The organism is Nocardia jiangxiensis NBRC 101359 (assembly GCF_000308615.1).
GTDB classification, from domain to species: Bacteria; Actinomycetota; Actinomycetes; order Mycobacteriales; family Mycobacteriaceae; genus Nocardia; species Nocardia jiangxiensis.
In genome coordinates, this window is sequence record NZ_BAGB01000045.1 from 32,509 (window position 1) to 55,952 (window position 23,444).

Here is a 23,444-nt window from a genome sequence, read left to right on the forward strand (position 1 = left end):
CGGCGGTGGGCATGATCGGGTTCGGCCGACCGGTCATGCGACTGCCGTCAGCAGAGCCGCCAGATCCCCGCGCTCCCCCACCTCGATCGTGTCCAATTCCAACCAGTCGGCGAGTTCCCGCAGGGACCGCGCCAGTTCGGCCGCGACGTGCGGGGTGTCCCGATCCGGCTCGGCGAAGGCACCGGGCACCAGCAGCCGCCCGGACGCCCGCTCGGCACGCAGATCCACCCGCGCCACCAATTCCCCGTCCAGCAGGAAGGCGAAGACGTAATAGCCGTGCACGCGTTTGTGTTCAGGGGTGTAGATCTCGATCCGGTAGTGGAAGTCGAAGATCCGCTCGGTGCGTGGGCGGAAGAAGATCAGCGGATCGAACGGGCACAGCAGCGCGGCCCCGGTGATCCGCCGTGGCACCCGCGCACCGGCACGCAGATACGCCGGGCGATCCCAGCCGTCCACCTGAATCTGTTCCAGCTCACCGGAATCCACCAGATCGGCGATGGCCGGTTCGGTCTGGCTGCGATGCAGCCGGTAGTAGTCGCGCAGATCCGGTTCGGTGCCGATGCCCAGGGCCGTGGCCGAACGGCGGACGAGTTCGCGCACCGCCTCGGACTCATCGAGCTCACGGGCGAGCGCCTGCGGCGGCAGAACTCGCTCGGTCAGGTCGTAGTGCCGCTGGAATCCGACCCGCTTGCCCACCGACAACTCACCGGTGGCGAACAACTGCTCGCACACGACCTTGGTATCGCTGTAGTTCCAGCCCCAGTGGTCCTTACTGCGCGGGCGGTCCAGTTCGAGATGCTTCTCCACCTCCCCCGCGGTGCTCGGACCGAATTCGCGGACGACTTCGAGCACATCCTTGGGCAGCGACGGATTGCGTTCGAGCACCTGACGTGCACCGCCCCACCGGCCGTTCCGGTACCGCGCCATCCGCCAGCGCAGCAGCGGCCAGTCCTCGACCGGCAGCATCGCGGCCTCGTGCGCCCAGTACTCCACCAGCCGACGGGGACGTCGCGCGGTGTGACTCCAGGCGGCCTCGTCCAGCAGCGTCCGATCGTAGGGGCCGATGCGGCTGAACACGGGCGCGTAGTGCGCCCGCACCACCGCCGACACCGAATCCAGTTGCAGCACCTGCGTTTTCTCCAGGACGCGCAGCACGGTCCGGCGATCGGGCGAGGCGGGGCGCGCCGCGCCGAAGCCCTGGGCGGCCAGGGCGGTCCGGCGGGCCGCGGCGGCGGTCATCGTACGCACCCGAAGAACCATGCCATGTGGTACCGACATTTTTCGCGGGGACCGCTCGCCACCTGCTCGGATCCGCACGCGCCGGACCTCGGAACCGGGTAACCGCGGCCGCTGGTCTGCTAGGTTGGGGACGAGCTCGATACATTCATGTATCCGATGCGCGGCGACCCGCCCGCGCGCACCCGACCCGGAGGAGTTCCCGTGGCATCGTCACCGCAGCCGGACGCCATCGTCATCGGGGCCGGTCTAGCCGGACTCGTGGCCACCTACGAACTCACCCGCGCCGGACGCCGGGTGCTCGTGCTGGACCAGGAGAATCGCAACAACCTGGGCGGACAGGCGTTCTGGTCGCTGGGCGGACTGTTCTTCGTGGACAGTCCCGAGCAACGCCGCCTCGGCATCAAGGATTCGTTCGAACTGGCCTGGCAGGACTGGCAGGGCTCGGCCGGATTCGACCGCGAGGACGAGGATCTGTGGGGCCGGCGCTGGGCCCGCGCCTACGTCGAGTTCGCCGCCACCGAGAAGCGGCAGTACCTGCACGATCTGGGTCTGCGGGTGACCCCGCTGGTGGGCTGGGCCGAACGCGGCGGATCCACCGCGGACGGGCACGGCAACTCGGTGCCGCGCTTCCACCTCACCTGGGGCACCGGACCGGAGGTTGTGCGGGTCTTCCTGGAACCGGTCCTGGCGGCCGAACGGCGCGGCCTGGTCGAATTCGCCTTCCGGCACCGGGTGGACGAACTGATCGTCGAGGACGGCGCGGTGGTCGGCGCGCGCGGCGGGATCCTCGAACCCACCGATCTGGACCGCGGCAAGGCCTCCTCGCGGAACGTGGTGGGCGAGTTCGAGTTCCGCGCGCCCGCGGTGCTGGTCTCCTCCGGCGGCATCGGTCACAACCACGATCTGATCCGCCGCAACTGGCCCACCGAACGGCTCGGCCCCTGTCCGGAGACGATGATTCCTGGCGTCCCTGCCCACGTCGACGGGCGGATGCTGGGCATCACCGAACAGGCGGGCGGGCGGATCGTGAACCGCGACCGCATGTGGCACTACACCGAGGGCCTGCACAACTGGGACCCGATCTGGCCCGACCACGCTATCCGGATCATCCCCGGACCGTCCTCGATGTGGTTCGACGCCAACGGAAAACGCCTGCCCGCACCGTCCTTCCCCGGCTTCGACACCAACGCCTCGATGCGCGACATCCTGGCCACCGGATACGACTACTCGTGGTTCGTGCTGAACCAGTCGATCGTGGAGAAGGAGTTCATGCTCTCGGGTTCGGAGCAGAACCCCGACATCACCGGCAAGGACCGCAGGCTGCTGGTCGAGAGTCGCCTCAAGAAGGGCGCGACCCCGCCCGTCGACGCGTTCCTGCGGCACGGCGTGGACTTCGTCGTCGCCGATACGCTGCCCGAACTCGTCGCGGGCATGAACAAGCTCGCCCGTGGCCCGCAGCTCGAGCTCGCCGACCTCGAGCGTCAGATCGTCGCGCGGGACCGGCAGGTGGCGAACAAGTACGCCAAGGACGCCCAGATCATGGCCATCGCCAACGCCCGCCGGGCGCTCGGGGACAAGATCGCCCGCGTCGCATCCCCGCATCGCATCCTGGACCCCGCGCACGGCCCGCTGATCGGCGTCCGGCTCAACATCCTGACCCGAAAAACCCTGGGCGGCATCCAGACCGATCTCGACTCACAGGTGATCGATTCGGCCGGAACACCTTTCGCGGGGCTGTACGCCGCGGGTGAGGTCGCCGGATTCGGCGGTGGCGGCGTCCACGGCTACAACGCCCTGGAAGGCACCTTCCTGGGCGGATGCATCTTCTCCGGACGTTCGGCCGGACGCGCGATGGCCCGCCTGCCGCGCTGAGCCCGCAGGTGGCCGGGCGGTCGTGCCGGACGAATACCATCCATGCCATGACCGACCGGCGCGCAGCGTATTTCCGCGGAACGGGTGCCGAGAACCGGACCGGCGAGTGGATCAGCGTCGCGTCGATCTATCGCACGGTGACATCGCGGGGTCAGAGCACGTCGTGGCGGGCCAGGGCATCGAGTAGACCGGTCCGGCGGTCGGCGGTGGGCGCCGGGTCCACCCATTCGTAGGCGCAGCCGAGTGCGGTTGCGGCGCCGTCGTTCTCGCGGCTGTCGCCCACCATCAGCGCGTCCTCCGGCGGGATGCCGAGGCGATCGAGCGTCCATTCGAAGATCGGCGGATCCGGTTTGACCGCACCGAGTTCGAACGACAGCGCGTACACATCGACGTACCGGTCCCAGTCGTGGTCGAGGAAGGCCGGTCGGATGTCGAACGGGATGTTGCTGACCACCGCGACGGGGATTCCGTTGCCCGACAACGCCTCCAGCACCTTGCCGGTGTCCGGATAGGGCGTCCACAGCGACGGGTCCACCATGCGGGCGTACAGCCGCCGGGCCGGATCCCCCTCGACGCCGCTCTGTCGCAGCACCTCCCGATACACCTCGCGGTGCTTGGCCGGATCCAGATCCCGCTGCCCCCAGGCGTGCTGATGGTGGGCGTCGAATTGCACCGCCTGATGAACCGGCGTGGTCATCCGGTCCAGGATCTCAGCCGATTCGGCCTCGTCGAAGGGACGGCCCTGGGCCGTCACCAGATCTGTGGCCCAGCTCTCGTCGGCCTCGAGCCGGAACAACGTTCCCGAGAAATCGAACAGCACCGCGCGAATCGTCACGCCGCACAGCGTACCGAAGTCATCCCATGACCCAGATCACCTATCAGCTTGTCTGAGGACTTGTTACCGTGGACACATGGTCGAGTCCCCTATCCTGCAGGTCGGCGCAGTCGATTTCGTGCGCAACGGCAACGCCATCCTGGCCGATATCTCGCTCACGGTGCACGCGGGCGAGCACTGGGCGCTGCTGGGCCCCAACGGCGCGGGTAAGACCACCCTGCTGAAGATGGCCGGCGCGTTCGAACATCCCACCCGCGGCACGGTCGAGGTACTCGGCAAGCGACTGGGCCGAGTGGACATGCGCCAACTGCGCACCTCGATCGGACATGTGGATCCGCGGCACACCCTGCCCTATCCGCTGCGGGTGTACGAGGTCGTGCTGACGGGTCTGACCAACACCGCCGATCTCCAGCAGCGCTGGACGCCGACCGCCGAGCAGATCGTCGAGGCGGACCGACTGGTCGAGCTGCTGGGCCTCGCCCACCGCCGCGACGCGCGCTGGCCCACGCTGTCTCAGGGTGAGCGCGGCCGCGCGCTGATCGCCCGCGCCCTGATGGCCGACCCGAGCCTGCTGCTGCTGGACGAACCCGCCACCGGACTCGACGTGGCCGGGCGCGAACAACTCATCGACCGGATCGACCGCCTGCAGGCCGCCCATCCGGACCTGGCCTCGATCCTGGTCACCCACCACCTCGAGGAGCTGCCGCCCGGCATCACGCACGCCATGCTGCTGCGCGACGGCCGCCGGATCGCCGCGGGCCCCGTCGACGACGTGCTGACCAGCGAGAACATCAGCGCCTGCTTCGACCATCCGATCCGGCTGACCCGGACCGACGGCCGCTGGCAGGTCCGCACCGACCGCAGCGTCCTGGCCTAGCGCTCCTCCCCGTCGACGGGGATGTTGGCGACGACGGGGAACTCCCCGGTGTACCCCTCGCGCTGGTGCGCGATGGCCAGCACCCGTTTGCGCGCGGCGAACCAGCCGATGACCAGCGCCGGGACGATGATCACGAGACTGGCCACGGTCCAGGTCCCGACCGGATAGTCGAAGGCGGTCAGCACCAGCACGGCCGCCAGGAACAGCAGCGTGGCGATTCCGGAGTAGGGCGCGCCGAACATCCGGAACTGGGGCCGTTCCACCCGCCCGGCGCGCGACCACCGCCACATCTGCAACTGGCACAGCACGATCGTCGCCCAGGACGCGAGGATGCCGAGCGAGGCCACGTTCAGCACGATCTCGAACGCCTGCGAGGGCACCAGATAGTTGAGCCCGATGCCGAACAGCGCGATCACCGCGGTCAGCAGGATGCCGCCGTAGGGCACGCCGCGCCCGTTCATCACGCTGGTGAACTTCGGTGCGCTGCCGTTCATCGACATCGAGCGCAGGATGCGGCCGGTGGAGTACAGCCCGGCGTTGAGGCTGGAGAAGGCGGCGGTCAGCACCACGAAGTTCATCACCGAACCGGCATGCGGCACACCGAGTTTGGAGAAGAAGGTGACGAACGGGCTCTCGTCCTTCGAGTAGGCGGTGTAGGGCAGCAGCAGCGCCAGCAGAATCAGCGAACCCACGTAGAACACCGCGATACGCATGATCACCGAGTTGATCGCCCGCGGCATGATCTTCAGCGGGTCCGCGGTCTCACCGGCCGCGGTGCCGACCATTTCCACTGCGGCATAAGCGAATACGACACCGGAGGTCACGGTCACCAGCGGCAGCGCGCCGGTCGGGAACCAGCCGCCGCTGTGGTTGATCACGCCCAGCCCGGTGGCGGCCCCCTGGATCGTGAACCGACCGGCCAGGAACACCACGCCCACGCCGAGGAAGGCCACCAGCGCGACGACCTTCACCAGCGCGGCCCAGAACTCCAGCTCACCGAACCACTTCACCGACACCAGGTTGATGCTCAGCACGATGACCAGCGCGATCAGCGCGAGGAGCCACTGCGCGACGGACCGGAACCCGCCCCAGTAGTGGAAGTAGGTCGCGATGGCGGTGGTGTCCACGATCCCGGTCATCGACCAGTTCAGGAAGTACATCCACCCCGCGACGAAGGCCGCCTTCTCCCCGTAGAACTCGCGGGCGTAGGAGACGAACGAGCCGGACGAGGGCCGGTGTAGTACCAGCTCGCCCAGCGCTCGCAGGATGAAGAAGACGAAGATGCCACAGATGCCGTAGACCAGGAACAATCCCGGCCCGGCACTGGCGAGACGACCACCGGCACCCAGGAACAACCCGGTGCCGATCGCTCCGCCGATGGCGATCATCTGCAATTGACGCGGTTTGAGGCTCTTGTGATAGCCGCTGTCCTCCGCGCCGAGGAATTCCTTACCCCGTACCTCGGTCATATGACAGTTGGGTCCTTCGCGGTCGATGGTCGACGCAGAGGTTACCCGGCCGATAGCCAGGCGCCACATATCGGCCTCTGCCGAGCGCAGCCACCGCCCGATGACAGTGGTGGCGGCGGTGAATTACGTCCGCACAAAAGTAGCCGAGCGCCAACACAATCGGCTTCCCGATGCTGGCAGCACCGCGACGACGACTCCCGCTACAGTCCGAGCATGACGCGCACTCGGTACCTCACCAGTGCAGCCGCGGCCGCCCTGCTGCTCATCGCAGGTCTGCTGACAGGTTGCTCGGATCAGTCCAACGGGGCGAGCGGTCCGTGTGCCGACCCGCAGAACGGCACCCACGTCACCGCGGCCGCGCCGACCGCTTCCGGCGATATCGCGAACAATCCGGAGGTCGGCACCGGATATCGCACCGATATGACCCCGGTCCGCACGCACACCTACGCCGTCTCGGCCGCCAATCCCATTGCCACCCAGGCAGCTTGCCGAGTGCTCGCCTCCGGCGGCACCGCCGCCGACGCACTGGTCGCGGTGCAGATGGTGCTGGGCCTGGTGGAGCCGCAGGCCACCGGCATCGGCGGCGGCGCGTTCCTGCTCTACTACGACGCCAAGACCAGGACCATCGACGCGTACGACGGCCGCGAGACCGCACCCGCCGCCGCGACGGAGAACTATCTGCGCTGGGTGAGTGACACCGATCAGACCACGCCGCAACCCAGCACCCGGGCCAGCGGCCGGTCGATCGGCGTACCGGGCGTCCTGCGACTGCTCGAGCGGGCGCACACCGATCACGGCAAACAGCCCTGGCACGACCTGTTCACCCCAGCGATCGATCTGGCCGACCACGGCTTCGCGATCAGCCCGCGGATGGCCGCCGAAATCTCCGCCTCCGCGTCGGATCTGGCCCGGGACGACAACGCCAAGGCGTATTTCCTGCGACCCGACGGCTCGCCCAAACCGGCCGGCACCACCATCACCAACCCGGGAATGGCCAAGACGCTGGGAGCGATCGCCGACGACGGCGCGAACGCCTTCTACACCGGCCCGATCGCCCGGGACATCGTGGCGGCCGCCACGACCACCTCGGCCGGACGCACTCCCAGCCAGCTCACGCTCGCGGATCTGAGCGACTACCAGGCGAAGAAACGCACGGCGATCTGCACGAACTACCGCACGCACGAGCTGTGCGGTATGCCCGGCCCGTCCTCCGGCGGCATCACCGTGGGCGCAACGCTGGGCATCCTGCAGAACTTCGACATGGCCTCGCTGGCGCCACAGCATCTCGATCGCAACGGCGGAATTCCCACCGCCCGCGCGGTGCACCTGATCTCCGAAGCCGAACGGCTCGCGTACGCCGACCGCGACAAGTACGTCGCCGATCCCGACTTCGTCCCGCTGCCGGGGAACTCGCCGGACACCCTGCTGAACGAGAACTATCTGAAACAGCGTGCGGCACTGATCGATCCGACGCACAGCATGGGCGCCGCACAGCCCGGTGACTTCGGACCGGTCCCCGTGGCGGCCGGACCGCAACAGCCCGAACACGGTACGAGCCACATCTCGGTGGTGGATCGATACGGCAATGCCGCCACCATGACCACCACCGTCGAATCGGCGTTCGGCTCGTTCCACGTCGTCGACGGATTCGTGCTCAACAACCAGCTCACCGATTTCAGCGCGACTCCCACCGCCGCCGACGGCACCCCCGTCGCCAACCGGATCCAACCCGGTAAGCGCCCGCGCAGCTCGATGAGCCCCACCCTGGTCTTCGAGCGCAATCCGGACGGATCCCGCGGCCGGCTCAGCTACGTCACGGGTTCACCGGGTGGCGGTATGATCCCGCAGTTCGTCGTGAAAACGCTTGTCGGATTGCTGGATTGGGGCCTGGACCCGCAGCAGGCGGTATCCCTGGCCGATTTCGGCGCGGCCAACACACCCGTCACCGGGATCGGCGGCGAGGATCCGGACATCGACGCCACATCCAACGGCGAGCACAACCCGCTGGTCGAGCAGCTGCGCGCCATGGGACATCAGGTCTCGGTCGTCCAGCAGTCCAGCGGACTCAGCGCCCTGAAACGAACACCGGACGGCTGGATCGGCGGGGCCGATCCGCGACGCGAGGGTGCGGTCATGGGCGACTCCAACTGATCGGTCACCCTGCATACGTCGCGCCCCGGGCGAACAGCACAGACATACCGAACGCCCGGGCGCGGCGTCCACCGGGATCGCAGTCGTTCCACCCGGACGCTGTCTCTTCCCGCGACCACGCCACACAGCAGCGATATCCAGATCGCGGATGCCACGGCTCAGCCTCGAATCAGGCCGTCCGGGATGGCATCCGGCGAATCAGCCGTCGTTCGCGCTCACTTGTCCTGGGCGGCAGTGTATTTCGCGCCGAGCTCGCGGAAGCGCTCCAACGACTGCGCGGCGTAGTCCTTGTCGTTGACCCGGATCGCCAGCATGGGCACGTACTCGTCGCCCACCAATTCCAGCCTGGCCCAGGCCTTCTTGTCCGGGATCGACACCCCGAGGATGTCCTTCCAGGCGAACTCGTTGTCCCCCAGGATGTTGCGCACGACCACACCCCGAGCGCCGACCCGCACGCGCGGCCGGGTCAGCAGCAGCACCGCGGCGGCCAGCAGCAGGCCGAACACGATCACCGCCGCCTGATCGGCGCCGCGGAAATTCACCCCGGTGCGGCTGTGGTTCGACAGCACCCCGGCCAGGACGAACACGATCGCGATCACCGCGGCGACGATCCGGGAGGTCCGCACCGCGCGATGCGGGCGCACCTCCAGATCCCAACCGGCATCGGCGGTTTCGGGCGCCGCCTGCGGTGTGCGCTTCCAGATTCGGACGACCGGCGTCATCGGATCAGACTGCCTGCCGCAGCGCGCGCAACGTCAGCGCCGCATCCAGAGCGGCCGCGGCGGCCTGCTCGCCCTTGTTCTCCGCCGAATCGGGCAGTCCGGCCCGGTCCAGGGCCTGCGCCTCGGTGTTCACCGTCAGCACGCCGTTGGTGACCGGGGTGCTCTCGTCCAGCGAGACGCGGGTGAGCCCGGCGGTCACCGCATCGCAGACGTACTCGAAATGCGGTGTCTCACCACGGATCACGACGCCCAGCGCGATCACCGCGTCGTGGGTGCGGGCCAGCGCCTGCGCGACGACCGGAAGTTCCATCGCCCCGGCGCAGCGCACCACGGTCAGCTGATCGACGCCCGCCTTGCGCGCCACCTGCTCGGCGTTCGCGAGCAGGGTGTCGCAGATCGTGCTGTGCCACCGCGACGCGACGACGCCGACCTTCAGGTCCTTGGCGTCGTCGAGATCGAAGGCCGGTACTCCGGTACCGCTCACGACTCCGCCTCGCTGGCGCTCGGCTCCGTCGTGCGCGGTGCGCACGGCGTCCATGATTCGCTCCGCTGCGCTGCGCTCATCGGATTCCTTTCCGTAGCCGTCACCGCCCGACGCGGCACGGCGGTTCTACTGTGCGGTCTCGCCCAGGTCCAGGTCGTCGAGCCCGACCAGATCGTGGCCCATGCGGTCGCGCTTGGTGCGCAGGTATCGCAGGTTCTCGGCGTTGGCGCGCACCGGCATCGGCACCCGCTCGGTGATGCTCAGACCGTAGCCGTCCAGGCCGACGCGCTTGGCCGGATTGTTGGTCAGCAGGCGCATCGAGGCGATGCCGAGATCGACCAGGATCTGCGCGCCGGTGCCGTAGTCGCGCGCGTCGGCGGGCAGGCCCAGCTCGATATTCGCATCGACGGTGTCGTGTCCGTTGTCCTGCAGCTGATAGGCCTGCAGCTTGTGCATCAGGCCGATGCCGCGGCCCTCGTGCCCGCGCATGTAGAGCACCACGCCGCGGCCTTCGGCGGCGACCATCTCCATCGCCGCGTGCAACTGCGGGCCGCAGTCGCACCGCAGCGAGCCGAACACGTCGCCGGTGAGGCACTCCGAATGCACCCGCACCAGGACGTCCTCGCCGCCGTCCACCGCGACGTCACCGAGTACCAGCGCGACGTGTTCGACCTCGTCGTAGATGCTCTTGTAGCCGACGGCCTTGAAATCGCCGTAGCGAGTGGGGATCCGCGCCTCGGCGATCCGCTCCACCTGCTTCTCGTGCTTGCGCCGCCAGGCGATCATGTCGGCGATGGAGATCAGCGCCAGCTCGTGCTCGTCGGCGAAGACCCGCAACTCCTCGGTGCGGGCCATATCGCCCTCGTTCTTCTGACTGACGATCTCGCAGATCACGCCCGCCGGGGAGAGCCCGGCCAGGCGGGCCAGATCCACCGCGGCCTCGGTGTGCCCGGGGCGGCGCAGCACGCCACCTTCCTTGGCGCGCAACGGAACCACGTGCCCGGGACGGTTGAACTGATCGGCGGTGGCCGACGGGTCGGCGAGCAGGCGCATGGTCCGCGCGCGGTCGGCGCCGGAGATACCCGTGGTGACGCCCTCGCGCGCATCCACCGACACGGTGTAGGCGGTGCCGTGCTTGTCCTGGTTGATCGAGTACATCGGCGGCAGGCCCAGACGGTCGCAGTCGATGCCGGTCAGCGGCACACAGATGTAACCGGAGGTGTAGCGGATCATGAAGGCCACCAGTTCGGGGGTGGCCTTCTCCGCGGCGAAGATGAGGTCGCCCTCGTTCTCGCGGCCCTCGTCGTCGACGACGACGACCGCTTTACCGGCGGCGATATCGGCGACTGCGCGCTCGATGGTGTCGAACCTGGTCACGTCTGCTGTGCTCCGTCTCGATATGGATGCCAATTACAGTACGGCGTCGGGCAGCTGGGTTGTTCGCCACCCGAACTATCCGCGCTGCATGAGCCGCTCCACGTATTTCGCGATGATGTCCACCTCGAGGTTGACCGTGGCCCCTACCGGCGCGGACCCCAGCGTGGTGAGTTCACGGGTCGTCGGGATGAGCGAGACCTCGAGCCAGTCGAGGTGACCAGCCTCACCCTCGGTATCCGTGCCGATACCCGACACCGTCAGCGAGATGCCGTCGATGGTGATCGAGCCCTTCTCCACGACGTAGCGGGCCAGCGCATCGGGCACCGAGACGCGCACGACCTCCCAGTTCTCCTGCGGGCTGCGCGAGAGGATGACGCCGGTGCCGTCGACGTGGCCCTGCACGATGTGCCCGCCGAGGCGGCTGTCGACCGCCGCGGCGCGCTCGAGGTTGACGTTCGCGCCGAGATCGAGTGTGCCGATGCTGGATCGGTTGAGCGTCTCGCCCATCACGTCGGTGGTGAAGCTGTCGCCGTCGACGACGTCGACGACGGTCAGGCACACACCGTTCACCGCGATGGAGTCGCCGTGCCGGGCATCGGAGGTCACGAGCTTGCCTCGAATGGTCAGCCGCGCCGCATCGGCCAGCGGCTCGACCGCCACGATTTCGCCGAGTTCCTCGACGATGCCTGTGAACATGCCCGCTCTCCTTCTCACCCGGTACCCGCCTTCGGCAACACCCCGGACCGCGGGCGATATTCCCTGCCGGACCGGTGCGTCCTCAGCCTAACCAGGCGGATCCGGCCGCGGTACCTCGCCGTCCCGCTCCACGGACTCCGGACCGCCAGACCGGCGGATCCGGCCGGAAGCCGACACCACGACCGGACCGATACCGGCAGGCCGAACATCGCTGCGGAATTCGTGGCGGAATCGGGAAATACCCATGCGAATTCTGCGCGAATTATGATGATCGGTATCAATCGCGGCAATTTATCGAAGCATCCGATCGATATACCGGGCCGGACAACGGCTCAGCAGCCCTATGTACCCATTTCGCGACGCGCTCACACCTCAGGCTTGCGTTTCGATCCGATCGGCAGCAGCATTGTTATGCAGTTGATTCCCACGGTTCATTTCACGTTCCGGCCGGAGGGAAATCGGGGTTCGCCCAGGCCGGAGCAGGGTTGACCGACTACACAGACGGGGGTGCGGCGTGACAATTATTCTCGATTCGACACTCGAAATTCGGTGTGTGCAATATTGCTCTGAATCCCACCTGCCCGCCTGGGTCGACCCGGCGTCGCACCACATCCTGCTCGAGGTCGGCTCCCGCTACGGCGCCATCACCATGCCGGCAGACCTCGGCGAACGCGTTCAACAGCGGCTCGAACGGGACGGCGTCGCCGGACCGGTCGTCCACCATCCCCGCGCCCGCCGCTGGACGTTCATCACCGGTCCGGGCAGCCCGAGTACCGCGGTCGCGGCCGAATTGTTCCGGCTCTACACGACGGTGGCCTGCGCGGGCAGCCCAGTGGTGCTGCCCTCGGCGGACGACGAGCGCACCGGATACCGGGTCTGGGTCCAGCCACCGGGCGGGGGCGATGCGGTGCCGCCGCTGGAGACGGTGATCGAGGCCGCGCGGACCGAGTCCGGCGCGGCGGGTCGAGCGCAGCGTCCGTGAGTCCGCCGGTCGGCTAGCGTCCGGCCTGGATCGCCTTGCGGCGCAACGCTTCCACGGTCGCGGCCCGATCGGTGGTGCCGTAGACCGCGGATCCGGCGACGAAACAATCCACGCCCGCCTCGGCGGACTGCTCGATGGTGTCCATATTGATGCCGCCGTCGATCTCCACCACCAGGCGCAGCTCGCCGGAGTCCACCAGACGACGCACGGTGCGCGCCTTGTCCAGGACGTGCGCGATGAACGATTGGCCGCCGAAACCGGGCTCGACGCTCATCACCAGCAGGGTGTCGAAATTCCGCAGGATCTCCAGATACGGCTCGATCGGGGTGTTCGGCTTGACCGCCAGCCCCGCCTTGCCGCCCGCCGCGTGGATATCGCGCGCCACCGCGACCGGATCGTCGGTCGCCTCGGCGTGGAAGGTGACGTTGTACACTCCCGCCTCCGCGTACGGCGGGGCCCAACGACCCGGGTCGGTGATCATCAGATGGCAGTCCAGCGGCAGGTCCGTCGCCTTCAGCAGGCTCTGCACCACGGGCAGGCCCAGGGTCAGATTCGGCACGAAGTGGTTGTCCATCACATCGACGTGCACCCAGTCCGCACCCACGATCTCCGCGGTATCCCTGGCGAGATTCGCGAAGTCGGCGGACAGGATCGAGGGCGCGATCATCGGGGCCGGACGGTGGAACTCCGTCTCGGTGCGCGGGGCGGTGTCGGTACTGGAAGCGTCGGAGGCGGGCACAGCGCGAAGTGTAGCGGCCCGGCATCACCCGCCGGGCCCGGCCGCCGCAGCCCGACCCTTGCATCGGCCGTATGCGACGGCACACCTTTCACCCCGCTCACGAGTACCGCGAATTCGGCCACGGATTCGATTGTGGCCGGGTTGTTTGGGTAGCCTTCACCTTGTGATCAATATTTCGGCGGAACAGGGACTGCGCGGCACCCCGGTGGAGATCGGCGTGGCTGCGGCCGTGTCGCAACTCCCGATTGTGCGCGGGCTCGCCGAAACCCTGGTTCTCCTCAGCGATTTCACCCTCGACGAGGTGGCCGACGTGCGCCTGGCGGTCGACGAGGTGTGCTCGACACTGATCGGCCTCGCAGCCCCCGACACCACCCTGCAGTGCCGATTCTCCGTCGGCGATACGGATCTGGTTGTGCGCGTGCGCGGTATCGCCGCCCTGGAGGGCCTACCCGACCAGCGCAGCTTCGGCTGGCACGTGCTGCGCACCCTCACCGACCAGGTGCAGGCCACGCAGGATCCCTTCGACCAGCTCGCTTCCGGCTACCCGACGATCGTGGAATTCCGGCGGGCCCGGGGGAAGGCATAGTGGCGGACGAGGACACCGTGTTCGAATCCGACGACGCCGTGGCATCTCCCGATCCGCAAGCCCCGAAGGACACGACCCCCGCCGGCGACCGCAAGCCTGGGGAGCCCGAGGAGACCACGTCCGAGGAGGAGGTGGCCGCCGACGAGGTCGAGGAGGTCACCCAGTCCGTTTCCGGATACGACGACGTCGCAATCCTTTTCGAGCGACTGGCCGCTACCGAGGAGGGCAGCGCGCGGCACGGGGAGTTGCGTTCCCAGCTGATCAGCCGGTGCATCCCGCTGGCCGATCACATCGCGCGCAAGTTCAGCGGTCGCGGTGAGCCTTTCGACGATCTGACCCAGGTCGCCCGGGTCGGGCTGGTGCACGCGGTGGACCGGTTCGACATCTCGCGCGGCTCGAACTTCCTGTCCTTCGCGGTGCCCACGATCATGGGCGAGGTGCGGCGCTATTTCCGCGACAACACCTGGGCGATGCGAGTTCCCCGCCGGGTCAAGGAGACTCATCTGCGCATCGGCTCGGCGATCGACGCGCTGTCGCAGTCGCTGGGCCGCTCCCCCACCGCCAAGGAGATCGCCGCCGAACTCGACATCGATCCGGACGAGGTGACCCAGGCGGTCATCGCCGGTAATGCGTACCAGCCCAGTTCGATCGACGCGGTGTCGGTGGGCCGCGACACCGAGGCATCGCTGCTGGACACCCTCGGCGAGGAGGAGTCCCAGTTCGACCGGGTCGAGGAGTACGTGGCCATCCGGCCGCTGCTGGCCGGACTCCCCGAACGCGAGCGCCGCATCCTGACCATGCGTTTCTTCGAGTCGATGACCCAGACGCAGATCGCCCAGCGGATGGGCATCTCACAGATGCACGTCTCCCGCATCCTCGCGAAAACCCTTGCGCGCCTGCGGGAACAGACCTCCCGCGAATAGTGGCTCCCCCTCTCCGCGCCGTCAGAGCGCGTCGGAGAGTTCGTTCATCAGGCGGCGTTTGGAGCGGGCGCCGACCAGGGTGCGGATCGGGGCGCCGTTGCGGAACAGCATGAGGGTGGGCATGGACAGCACGGCGTAGGCCGCGGTCGTGACGGGGTTGGCGTCGACGTCGAGTTGGACGACCGTGAGGCGGCCGGACTGTTCGGCGGCGATCTCGGTCAGGACCGGCTCGATCATCCGGCAGGGCGGGCACCAGTGCGCGGTGAACTCGACCAGGACCGGGAGCGAGGCGTCCAGCACCGTCCGGGCGAAGGTCGCGTCGGACACGGCGGTCAGGCCGGTGGTCGTATCAGTGTTCGTCATCATCTTCTCCGGGTATCGGTGTATTCGAGGGTTGACGGTCGCAATCGGAGGCGGACAGCGGCGGGCCGAACTCGCATCGCGGCAGTTCGGGGGCCGCTGATTCGACACCGGCCAACTGGGCGGCGATCCAACCCCGCACCCCGTGCAACTGCCCGATCAGCTCGTCCAGTTCGCTCAGCTTGCGGCGGTAGACCTCCGCCGAGGACGGACACGCATCACCCGTCGGGTGGCCCGCGCGCAGGCAGTCCACGAACGGCCGGATGTCCTCCAGCTCGAATCCGCAGTCCTGCAACGTGCGGATCTGCCGCAGGATCGTCAGATCCGCCTCGTCGTAGCTGCGGTACCCGCTGGCGTCGCGCCGCGTGGTCAGCAGGCCGCGTGATTCGTAGTAGCGCAACGCCCGCGGCGTCGTGGACGCCCGCCGGGCCAGTTCGCCGATCCGCATTCGTACTCCTCCCGGCCCGCATCCACCTGCGATGCGGCGCCGTATCCGACGGTAGAGGTTGACGCCGAGGTCAACGCAACCGCTCGGGTGCCGTAGATTTCAGCACGATCATGATCACCGCACCGCGGGTAAGGGGTTGTGGAATGCAGCTGCCGTTCGATTCGCTGTACCGGCACGGATTCGCCCGGGTGGCGGTGGCGGTGCCGCCGGTGCGGGTCGCCGATCCGGCCCACAACGCCGAGCAGACCCTCGCGCTCGCACGGCGCGCGGCCGCGGACGGGGTGGTGCTGACCGTCTTCCCCGAACTCGGACTGTCCACCTACACCGCCGACGACCTGTTCCATTCCGACGCTCTGGATCACGCCGTCGAGCAGGCGCTGCGGCGGATCGTCGAGGAGAGCACCGGTATCGACACGGTGCTCGTGGTGGGTGCGCCGGTGCGCGCGCAGGGGCGATTGTTCAACTGCGGGATCGTGATCGACCGCGGCCGGATCCTGGGTGTCGCGCCCAAGAGCTACCTGCCCAATTATCGTGAGTTCTACGAGAAGCGGCAGTTCGCGGCGGCGCGTGAGTCGCTCGAGGATCGGATCACCGTGGCGGGACAGCGCGTTCCGTTCGGCGCGGATCTGCTGTTCACCGCGACGAACGTACCGGGATTCGTCTTCCACCTGGAGATCTGCGAGGACGGCTGGGTTCCCTTGCCGCCCAGCGGTTTCGCCGCTCTCGCGGGAGCCACGGTGCTGGTGAACCTGTCGGCGAGCAATATCGTCGTCGGCAAGGCCGACTATCGCCGACAATTGTGCGCTTCGCATTCCGCGCGCTATATCGCGGCCTATCTGTATTCGGCAGCCGGATACGGCGAATCCACCACCGATATGGCCTGGGACGGTCAGGCGCTGGTGTGCGAGAACGGCGAATTGCTCGCCGAGGGCGCGCGTTTCACCGAGAGCCCGCAACTGGTGACCGCCGACGTGGATCTGCGCCGACTGGCCGCGGACCGGCTGCGGATGACCAGTTTCGCCGACACCGTGCACGACCACCACGACCGGCTGGCGAGCATGCGGCGCATCGACATCGAATTGCCGATCCCGGCGAAGGCGGTGACGTTGCGGCGCACCGTTCCTCGATTCCCTTATGTCCCGGCCGATTCCGCGGTGCGCAACGAACGCTGCGCGGAAGTGCACCACATCCAGGTGGCGGGCCTGAGCACCCGGCTGGCCGCGACCGGATCACAGCGTGTGGTGATCGGCGTGTCCGGCGGATTGGATTCGACGCTGGCACTGATCGTCGCGGTGCAGACGATGGACCGGCTGGGCCTGCCGCGCTCGAATGTACTGGCGTACACCATGCCCGGCTTCGCCACCGGTTCGCGCACCCGCACCGACGCGCATCGGCTGATGCGGGCGCTGGGCGTCTCGGCACACGAGGTCGATATCAGGCCCTCGGCCACCCAGATGCTGCACGATCTGAATCATCCTGCGGCCCAGGGCGTTCCGCAGTACGACGTGACCTACGAGAACGTACAGGCGGGCGAGCGCACCTCACATCTGTTCCGGCTGGCCAATCAGAACGGCGCGATAGTCATCGGCACCGGTGATCTGAGCGAACTGGCGCTGGGCTGGTGCACCTTCGGCGTCGGGGACCACATGGCGCACTACAGCGTCAACGCCTCGGTGCCCAAGACCCTGATCAAATATCTGATCGCCTGGACGGTACAGACCGGCGATCTCGGCCCGGACGCGGACGAGGTGTTGCGCTCGATCCTGCGGACCGAGATCTCCCCCGAACTCGTACCCGTTGCGGCACAAGACGATCCGGCGTCGCAGGACCAGCCCGGCCAGAGTTCCGAGGCGGTGGTGGGCCCGTACGAACTACAGGACTTCCACCTGTACTACCTGCTGCGATTCGGCTATCTGCCCAGCCGCATCGCCTATCTGGCCCGGCACGCCTGGTCCGACCACACCCGCGGGCCGTGGCCGGATCTGATTCCCGAGGACGACCGGCACGAATACGATCTGCCGACGATCAAGCACTGGCTGGCGGAATTCCTGCGCCGCTTCGTGCAGACCAGCCAGTTCAAACGCTCGACGCTGCCCAACGCGCCGAAGGTCGGTTCGGGTGGTTCACTGTCCCCGCGCGGTGACTGGCGCGCGCCCAGCGATGCCGTCGCGACCGCGTGGCTGGACGAACTGGCGCAGAACGTCCCCGACGCCTGAGCCCGGTCGCGCGACGATCCGCTACCTCGTCGCGCCGGGCGCGGGTAGCTCCGGCAGCGCGGTCTCGTACAACCAGCGGTTCCACAGTGGCCGCAGCGACGCGGTGCTGTAGCGTCCGGCCAGATCGGCGAACTCCTCGGTGCTGACCGTCGAATGCCGGTAGCGCGCAGTCCATTCCCGCAGCAGCCCGAGGAATCCGGGATCGCCCAGCGACAGTCGCAGGGCGTGCAGGGTCAGCGCGCCGCGCTTGTAGACGCGGTCGTCGAACATCAGCCGCGGGCCCGGATCGCCGACCACGATGTCCTGCGGCGAACGAGCCAGGTTCTGCCGTGCCGCGCGGGCCAGGTCGTCGGCCTCGGGGCCGCCGCTGGCCTCCGACCAGATCCACTCGGCGTAACAGGCGAACCCCTCGTGCAACCAGATGTCGCGCCACTGCCCCACGGTGAGGCTGTTGCCGAACCACTGATGCGCCAGCTCGTGTGCGACCAGGCGTTCCGCGCCACGCCGCCCGTCGCAGTGGTTCGCACCGAAGATGGACATCCCCTGCGCCTCGATCGGAATCTCGAGGTCGTCGTCGGTGACCACGACCGTGTACGACCCGAACGGATACGGCCCGAACCGCTCGGCGAACTCGGCCATCATCCGAGGCTGCCGGGCGAAGTCGTAATCGAAGTTCGCCCGCAGCCGCGCGGGCAGGATGGCCTGCATCGGCACGGCGTCGTCGTGCACCGAACCGACCCGGTACTTGCGATACGGCCCGATCTGAATCGTCGCCAGATAGCTGGCCATCGGCTCGGGCTGGTCGTACACCCAGGTGGTCTGGCTGGCCTTGGTCTGCTTGCGGACCAGCGCGCCGTTGGCGACGGCGTAGTAGGGCGAGTCGGTGGTGATCGAAATCCGGTAGCTGGCCTTGGAACTCGGGTGGTCGTCACACGGGAACCAGGATGCGGCCCCGTTGGGCTGACTGGCCACGAGCGCACCCTCGGTCAGCTCCTCCCAACCGACCTCGCCCCACTGCCCGCGCACCGGTGTGGGTGTGCCCGCGTACTGGACCGCGACGACCAGGGCGCCGCCCGAGGGCACCTTGTGCGCGGGAGTGACCGTGAGCTTGCCGCGATGGTGCGTATACTTCGCCGCCTTGGACCCGTTCACGAAAACCTTGGTCACACCGAGGGATTGGGACAGATCCAGCGCGAACCGCGGCTGCACCGCGGTGGTCACCGCGGTGATCGTCGCGCGGCCGGACAGCCGGTTGCTGGACACCTTGTAGACCAGGTCCAATTCGTACCGGGAGACCCGGTAACCGCGATTGCCGTTCTGGGGTAGGTACTCGTCGATGGGCGGTGCGTAGAACTTGTCCGCCATCAACGGCGCCCCTGCCGATCCGGCCACGGCGCGATCGGGTTGCCCTGCCACCGGGTCGAGTCGGGAACCGTGTCACCACGCATCACCAGGGAGGCCGGTCCGACCGTCGCGCCGGCGCCGATCCGCGCCGCGGGCAGCGCCACGCAGTGCGGGCCCAGGGTGGACCCCGCCTCGAGTCTCACCGTATCCATGGACATGATCCGATCATGAAACAGGTGCGTCTGCACGACACATCCGCGTTCCACCGTCGCGCCGTCGCCGAGCGTCACCAGATCGGCCTCGGGGAGCCAATAGGATTCGCACCACACGCCGCGGCCGATCTTCGCGCCCAGACCGCGCAACCAGATGTTCATCACCGGAGTGCCGGTGGCCGCGCGCGCGAACCACGGCGCGGCGACGGTTTCCACGAACGCGTCGGACACCTCGTTGCGCCAGACGAACGAGCTCCACAGCGGATGTTCCACCTGCTCGATCCGGCCGACCAGCAGCCATTTCGCGGTCACCGCGCAGCCGCCCGCGAAGACGCCCGCGACCAGCAGAACCACACCGGAAACCAGTGCGGCGAACCAGTATCCGACCGTCGCGGCCGCCCACGCCAGGGTGAACAGCACCCCCAGCCCGATGCCGAAGGTCACCATCACCGGCAGCAACCGGCAGGTCTCGACGACGGCGCGGGCCACCCGCAGTCGCGCGGGCGGGTCGAAGGTGCGCGCGGTATCGGAGTCACCGGCGGTGCGCCGCAATCGAACCGGCGGGCTGCCCAGCCACGACGAACCCGCCTTGGCCTTCTCCGGCGCGGCCGACAGCACCGCGACCAGACCGTTCTTCGGCACCCGGCGACCCGGTGCGGTCATCCCGGAGTTGCCCAGGAAGGCCCGCTTGCCCACCTTCGCCTCACCGACGCGCATCCAGCCGCCGCCGAGTTCGTAACTGGCGATCATGGTGTCGTCGGCGAGGAACGCGCCGTCCGCGACGGTGGTGAACTTCGGCAGCAGCAGCACCGTCGAGGCTTCCACGCCCTTGCCGATCTGCGCGCCCAGCAGGCGCAGCCACACCGGCGTCAGCAGGCTCGCGTACAGCGGGAACAGGAACGTCCGCGCGGAGTCCATCAGCCGTTCGGTGGTCCACACCTGCCAGCCGACCCGGCTGCGGACCGGGTAGTAGCCCTCGTGCAGGCCGATGCTCAGCAGCCGCACCGCGATCACCGTCACCGCGGCGAAGACCGCCAGACTCAGCACCGTGGCGACCGGCAGCATCGCATACGCGTGCCCGAGCGCGGCCGCGCCGGTGCGATCGTCCCGAATCCACCAGGCCAGCAGCACACCGCCGACAGCCAGCCCCAGCACCGGCAGCGCGGCCAGCGCCATCGAGGTCAGACCGAAGGCGATCACCCAGTGCGCGGCCCGCGGGGGCGTGCGCGGCGGCCACGGATGTTCGGCCTTGCCGACCTTCACCGCGGGCGAACCGGCCCACTCCTGCGCCGCCTTCACCTTGCCGAAGACCGCGGACCCCGGCGCCACCACCGCATTCTTGCCGACCACGGCACCGGGCAGCAGCGTCGAGCGTGAACCGATCACCGCACCCGCGCCGATCCGGATACTGCCGATGTGCACCACGTCGCCGTCGATCCAGTGCCCGGCCAGATCCACCTCGGGTTCGACGCTGCAACCGTCGCCGAGCTCGAGCATGCCGGTGACCGGCGGCAGCGTGTGCAGGTCCACGCCCTTGCCGACCTTCGCGCCCAGGGCGCGTGCGAACGGCACCATCCACGGCGCGCCGGACAGATTCTCCGCACCGCTGGCCTCGGACAGCCGCACCGCGGCCCACAGTCGCAGATGGACCGTTCCGCCGCGTGGATAACTGCCGGGCCGCACACCCCAGAGCAACGTCCGGGCGCCGGCCACGCAGATCGCCATGCGACCGAGCGGGGAGATGAACAAGACGAATGCGAGCAGCAGCCACCACCACGACAACACCGGCAGCCACGGCAGCGAACCGGACCAGCTGGCGATATCGGTGACGATGCCGAGCCAGGTCAGCCACTGCAATCCGGTCAGCGTGGTCAGCGGAACCCCCGCGAGCACCTGCGTCCACTGTGCAAGGCGCGGTGTGGGTTTCACGAAACGCGGCAGCACGGTGGCGGCCGGTGCGGCGGCGTCGAGCCGCTCGGCCAGCGCGCCCAGCCGCGGATGGTCGTACAGGTCCGCGACGGTCACCTCGGGAAAACGCTCACGTAGCCCGGTCACCAGTTGCGCGGCCGAGAGCGAGCCGCCGCCGAGGTCGAAGAAGTCGGCCTGCAGGTCGGTGACCTCCGCGCCGAGGATCGCATTCCACAGTCCGGCAAGCCATTGCGCGGTGCCTTCGAGTTCGTCGGAGGATTCGGGGGCCGAGCCCGCGTCCGGCAGCGGCCAGGGCAGCGCGTCGCGGTCGACCTTGCCCGAGGTGCGGGTGGGCAGTTCCGGCAGCAATGCCAGGCGCGGCACCAGAGGTGCGGGCAGTTGCTCGGCCAGCAGGGCACGGGCGGCCTGGACGTCGAAATCCGGATCGGCGCTGGCGAGGTAGCCGACCAGAATCCGGTTGCCCGCCTTGGTGGTTCGCACCGCGCACGCCGCACCGCTGACGCCCGGCAGATTCTGTAGCGCGGTATCGATCTCGCCGAGCTCGATCCGGCGGCCACCGATCTTGACCTGATCGTCCGCGCGGCCCAGGAACAGCAGCCCGGTGCCGTCGAAGCGGACCAGGTCACCGCTGCGATAGGCCCGCTGCCAGCCGAGAGTCGGCATGGGCGCGTACTTCTCGGCGTCCTTGGCGGCATCGAGATAGCGCGCCAGGCCGACGCCGCCGATCACGAGTTCGCCGGAATCCCCTTCGGCCACCGGCCTTCCCGAGGCCGGATCGACCACGGCCAGATCCCAGCCATCCAGCGGCAATCCGATCCGCACGGGCCCCTCGCCGGTCAGCAGGGCCGCGCAGGCCACCACGGCGGCCTCGGTGGGGCCGTAGGTGTTCCACACCTCCCGCTCGCCGCTGCCCGCGAGCCGCTCGGCCAGGTCCGGCGGGACGGCCTCGCCGCCGAAGATCAACAGCCGCACCGCATCCAACGCCTCGGCGGGCCACATCGCGGCCAGCGTCGGAACCGTGGACACCACGCTGATCTCGCGGCGCACCAGCCACGGACCCAGGTCCATGCCGCTGCGCACCAGCGCGCGGGGTGCGGGCACCAGGCACGCGCCGTGCCGCCAGGCCAGCCACATCTCCTCGCAGGAGGCGTCGAAGGCGACCGAGAGTCCGGCCAGCACGCGATCGCCGGGACCGATCGGCTTGTCCTGCAGGAACATCCGGGCTTCGGCGTCGACGAAGGCGGCAGCGTTGCGGTGGGTGACCGCCACACCCTTCGGCGTTCCTGTGGATCCCGAGGTGAAGATGATCCAGGCGTCGTCGCCGGGCTCGGGTGCGGCATCCGGTGCGGGCCGGGCCGCGCTCGCGACGCCCGTCGCGGCGATTCCGGTGGCCGTCACGATCGCGCTGACGCGGGCCTCGCCGAAGACGAGCTGGGCGCGTTCGTCCGGATCGTCGGCGTCGACCGGGACGTACGCGGCCCCGGCGTACAGCACCGCGAGGATGGTCGCGTACAACTCGGCGGTGCCCGAGGGAATCCGGACCCCGACCCGGTCGCCCCGGCGGACCCCGGCCGCGCGCAGGCGGTCGGCGGTGTCGTCGACCTCCGCGAGCAGTTCGGCATAGGTGAGCACATCGCCACCGTCGTCGAGGGCGGGCGCATCGGGATGTTCCCCGGCGGTCGCGGCCAGGACGTCGACGAGGGTGCGTGGCGGCGCGGCGTGCGCGGATCGCAGCAAGGGCGAGGACGGCGAGCCCTGCGTGCCCGGGACCTGCGGCCGTGAAACGTCCCACTGGAGCGTCACGTACTGTCCACCTTTCCGGATCGGCGCCGAGAGCGCGCAAACCGTTGTCTCACGTCAGGGTTACCGGTGCGCAAACGCGAAACTTCCGTTCGGCTCACCCTTCACCGGAAGCGGAGGGTCCCTGCCGGGCCAATCGTCGCGATTTGCCGCAGCTATTGTCCCAGGTCGTCGGAAGGGCTG

General features: G+C 68.6%; 19 protein-coding genes. 7 read left to right on the top strand and 12 right to left on the bottom strand.

The window, feature by feature from the left end; all coding sequences use genetic code 11:
- Positions 1–33: 33 nt before the first annotated feature.
- On the bottom strand, positions 34–1,248 hold the full coding sequence (locus ON40_RS19285) for a winged helix-turn-helix domain-containing protein (RefSeq protein ID WP_040824992.1): 1,215 nt from the start codon (positions 1,246–1,248) through the stop codon (positions 34–36).
- Between the two features lie 147 nt (positions 1,249–1,395).
- Between ON40_RS19285 and ON40_RS19290 the strand changes: the two genes are divergently transcribed.
- Positions 1,396–3,111, top strand: a complete 1,716-nt coding sequence (locus ON40_RS19290) for an FAD-binding dehydrogenase (RefSeq protein ID WP_083895785.1) — start codon at positions 1,396–1,398, stop codon at positions 3,109–3,111.
- A gap of 151 nt (positions 3,112–3,262) precedes the next feature.
- Here the strand turns inward: ON40_RS19290 and ON40_RS19295 are convergent, their stop codons facing one another.
- On the bottom strand, positions 3,263–3,946 hold the full coding sequence (locus ON40_RS19295) for an HAD family hydrolase (protein ID WP_040824954.1): 684 nt from the start codon (positions 3,944–3,946) through the stop codon (positions 3,263–3,265).
- Positions 3,947–4,022: 76 nt separating this feature from the next.
- Between ON40_RS19295 and ON40_RS19300 the strand changes: the two genes are divergently transcribed.
- Positions 4,023–4,823, top strand: coding sequence for an ABC transporter ATP-binding protein (locus tag ON40_RS19300; RefSeq protein ID WP_040824955.1), 801 nt, complete (start codon positions 4,023–4,025; stop codon positions 4,821–4,823).
- Here the strand turns inward: ON40_RS19300 and ON40_RS19305 are convergent.
- Positions 4,820–6,292 carry an amino acid permease gene (locus ON40_RS19305; RefSeq protein WP_040824956.1) on the bottom strand — a complete coding sequence of 491 codons (1,473 nt, stop codon included), beginning with the start codon at positions 6,290–6,292 and terminating at the stop codon, positions 4,820–4,822. The two genes, ON40_RS19300 and ON40_RS19305, sit on opposite strands and share 4 nt — an antisense overlap.
- Before the next feature lie 213 nt (positions 6,293–6,505).
- Between ON40_RS19305 and ON40_RS19310 the strand changes: the two genes are divergently transcribed.
- Positions 6,506–8,443, top strand: a complete 1,938-nt coding sequence (locus tag ON40_RS19310) for a gamma-glutamyltransferase family protein (RefSeq protein ID WP_040824957.1) — start codon at positions 6,506–6,508, stop codon at positions 8,441–8,443.
- 215 nt (positions 8,444–8,658) lie between these two features.
- Here ON40_RS19310 and ON40_RS19315 read toward each other — a convergent pair whose 3' ends face one another.
- From ON40_RS19315 to ON40_RS19330, 4 genes are all read right to left on the bottom strand, one after another.
- Positions 8,659–9,165 carry a PH domain-containing protein gene (locus tag ON40_RS19315; RefSeq protein ID WP_051193305.1) on the bottom strand — a complete coding sequence of 169 codons (507 nt, stop codon included), beginning with the start codon at positions 9,163–9,165 and terminating at the stop codon, positions 8,659–8,661.
- A gap of 4 nt (positions 9,166–9,169) precedes the next feature.
- Entirely contained in the window at positions 9,170–9,649 is a 480-nt protein-coding gene (gene ribH, locus ON40_RS19320; protein WP_040824995.1) for a 6,7-dimethyl-8-ribityllumazine synthase, read from the bottom strand.
- A gap of 126 nt (positions 9,650–9,775) precedes the next feature.
- A complete protein-coding gene (locus ON40_RS19325; protein ID WP_040824958.1) occupies positions 9,776–11,026 on the bottom strand; it encodes a bifunctional 3,4-dihydroxy-2-butanone-4-phosphate synthase/GTP cyclohydrolase II in 1,251 nt (416 codons plus the stop codon).
- Between the two features lie 75 nt (positions 11,027–11,101).
- Complete coding sequence (locus tag ON40_RS19330; protein ID WP_040824959.1) at positions 11,102–11,722, bottom strand: riboflavin synthase; 621 nt, start codon at positions 11,720–11,722, stop codon at positions 11,102–11,104.
- 553 nt (positions 11,723–12,275) lie between these two features.
- Here ON40_RS19330 and ON40_RS19335 point away from each other — a divergent pair.
- The gene (locus ON40_RS19335) at positions 12,276–12,704 is read left to right on the top strand and encodes a hypothetical protein (protein WP_245567891.1); all 429 of its coding nucleotides are present in this window, start codon (positions 12,276–12,278) and stop codon (positions 12,702–12,704) included.
- A gap of 13 nt (positions 12,705–12,717) precedes the next feature.
- Here the strand turns inward: ON40_RS19335 and rpe are convergent, their stop codons facing one another.
- Positions 12,718–13,371, bottom strand: coding sequence for a ribulose-phosphate 3-epimerase (gene rpe / locus ON40_RS19340; protein ID WP_040824996.1), 654 nt, complete (start codon positions 13,369–13,371; stop codon positions 12,718–12,720).
- A gap of 235 nt (positions 13,372–13,606) precedes the next feature.
- Here rpe and ON40_RS19345 point away from each other — a divergent pair, with 235 nt between their 5' ends.
- Together ON40_RS19345 and ON40_RS19350 are read left to right on the top strand one after the other, a co-directional pair.
- Positions 13,607–14,029 carry an ATP-binding protein gene (locus ON40_RS19345; protein ID WP_040824961.1) on the top strand — a complete coding sequence of 141 codons (423 nt, stop codon included), beginning with the start codon at positions 13,607–13,609 and terminating at the stop codon, positions 14,027–14,029.
- The gene (locus ON40_RS19350) at positions 14,029–14,952 is read left to right on the top strand and encodes a SigB/SigF/SigG family RNA polymerase sigma factor (protein WP_040824962.1); all 924 of its coding nucleotides are present in this window, start codon (positions 14,029–14,031) and stop codon (positions 14,950–14,952) included. Before ON40_RS19345 ends, ON40_RS19350 begins: the two co-directional genes overlap by 1 nt.
- 21 nt (positions 14,953–14,973) lie before the next feature.
- Here the strand turns inward: ON40_RS19350 and ON40_RS19355 are convergent, their stop codons facing one another.
- Both ON40_RS19355 and ON40_RS19360 read right to left on the bottom strand, forming a co-directional pair.
- Positions 14,974–15,315 carry a thioredoxin family protein gene (locus ON40_RS19355; protein WP_051193306.1) on the bottom strand — a complete coding sequence of 114 codons (342 nt, stop codon included), beginning with the start codon at positions 15,313–15,315 and terminating at the stop codon, positions 14,974–14,976.
- The gene (locus ON40_RS19360; RefSeq protein WP_051193307.1) at positions 15,302–15,760 is read right to left on the bottom strand and encodes a MerR family transcriptional regulator; all 459 of its coding nucleotides are present in this window, start codon (positions 15,758–15,760) and stop codon (positions 15,302–15,304) included. Before ON40_RS19360 ends, ON40_RS19355 begins: the two co-directional genes overlap by 14 nt.
- 143 nt (positions 15,761–15,903) lie before the next feature.
- Here ON40_RS19360 and ON40_RS19365 point away from each other — a divergent pair, with 143 nt between their 5' ends.
- Positions 15,904–17,976: an NAD(+) synthase gene (locus ON40_RS19365; protein WP_040824963.1), complete on the top strand. Its 2,073-nt coding sequence runs from the start codon at positions 15,904–15,906 to the stop codon at positions 17,974–17,976.
- A 21-nt stretch (positions 17,977–17,997) separates the two neighbouring features.
- Here the strand turns inward: ON40_RS19365 and ON40_RS19370 are convergent, their stop codons facing one another.
- Complete coding sequence (locus ON40_RS19370) at positions 17,998–19,341, bottom strand: M1 family metallopeptidase (protein WP_083895786.1); 1,344 nt, start codon at positions 19,339–19,341, stop codon at positions 17,998–18,000.
- Positions 19,341–23,198 (bottom strand): Pls/PosA family non-ribosomal peptide synthetase, encoded by a 3,858-nt coding sequence (locus tag ON40_RS19375; RefSeq protein WP_085997750.1) that lies wholly within the window; start codon positions 23,196–23,198, stop codon positions 19,341–19,343. Before ON40_RS19375 ends, ON40_RS19370 begins: the two co-directional genes overlap by 1 nt.
- Between the last annotated feature and the right edge of the window lie 246 nt (positions 23,199–23,444).

What these genes read in the sequence shown, in the direction of transcription:
- ON40_RS19305 (WP_040824956.1), bottom strand. Translation starts at nt 6,292, where the DNA reads ATGACCGAGGTACGGGGTAAGGAATTCCTCGGCGCGGAGGACAGCGGC.
- ON40_RS19360 (WP_051193307.1), bottom strand. Translation starts at nt 15,760, where the DNA reads ATGCGGATCGGCGAACTGGCCCGGCGGGCGTCCACGACGCCGCGGGCG.
- ON40_RS19330 (WP_040824959.1), bottom strand. Translation starts at nt 11,722, where the DNA reads ATGTTCACAGGCATCGTCGAGGAACTCGGCGAAATCGTGGCGGTCGAG.
- ON40_RS19315 (WP_051193305.1), bottom strand. Translation starts at nt 9,165, where the DNA reads ATGACGCCGGTCGTCCGAATCTGGAAGCGCACACCGCAGGCGGCGCCC.
- ON40_RS19370 (WP_083895786.1), bottom strand. Translation starts at nt 19,341, where the DNA reads ATGGCGGACAAGTTCTACGCACCGCCCATCGACGAGTACCTACCCCAG.
- ON40_RS19290 (WP_083895785.1), top strand. Translation starts at nt 1,396, where the DNA reads ATGCGCGGCGACCCGCCCGCGCGCACCCGACCCGGAGGAGTTCCCGTG.
- ON40_RS19365 (WP_040824963.1), top strand. Translation starts at nt 15,904, where the DNA reads ATGCAGCTGCCGTTCGATTCGCTGTACCGGCACGGATTCGCCCGGGTG.
- ON40_RS19300 (WP_040824955.1), top strand. Translation starts at nt 4,023, where the DNA reads ATGGTCGAGTCCCCTATCCTGCAGGTCGGCGCAGTCGATTTCGTGCGC.
- ON40_RS19355 (WP_051193306.1), bottom strand. Translation starts at nt 15,315, where the DNA reads ATGACGAACACTGATACGACCACCGGCCTGACCGCCGTGTCCGACGCG.
- ON40_RS19310 (WP_040824957.1), top strand. Translation starts at nt 6,506, where the DNA reads ATGACGCGCACTCGGTACCTCACCAGTGCAGCCGCGGCCGCCCTGCTG.
- rpe (WP_040824996.1), bottom strand. Translation starts at nt 13,371, where the DNA reads ATGATCGCGCCCTCGATCCTGTCCGCCGACTTCGCGAATCTCGCCAGG.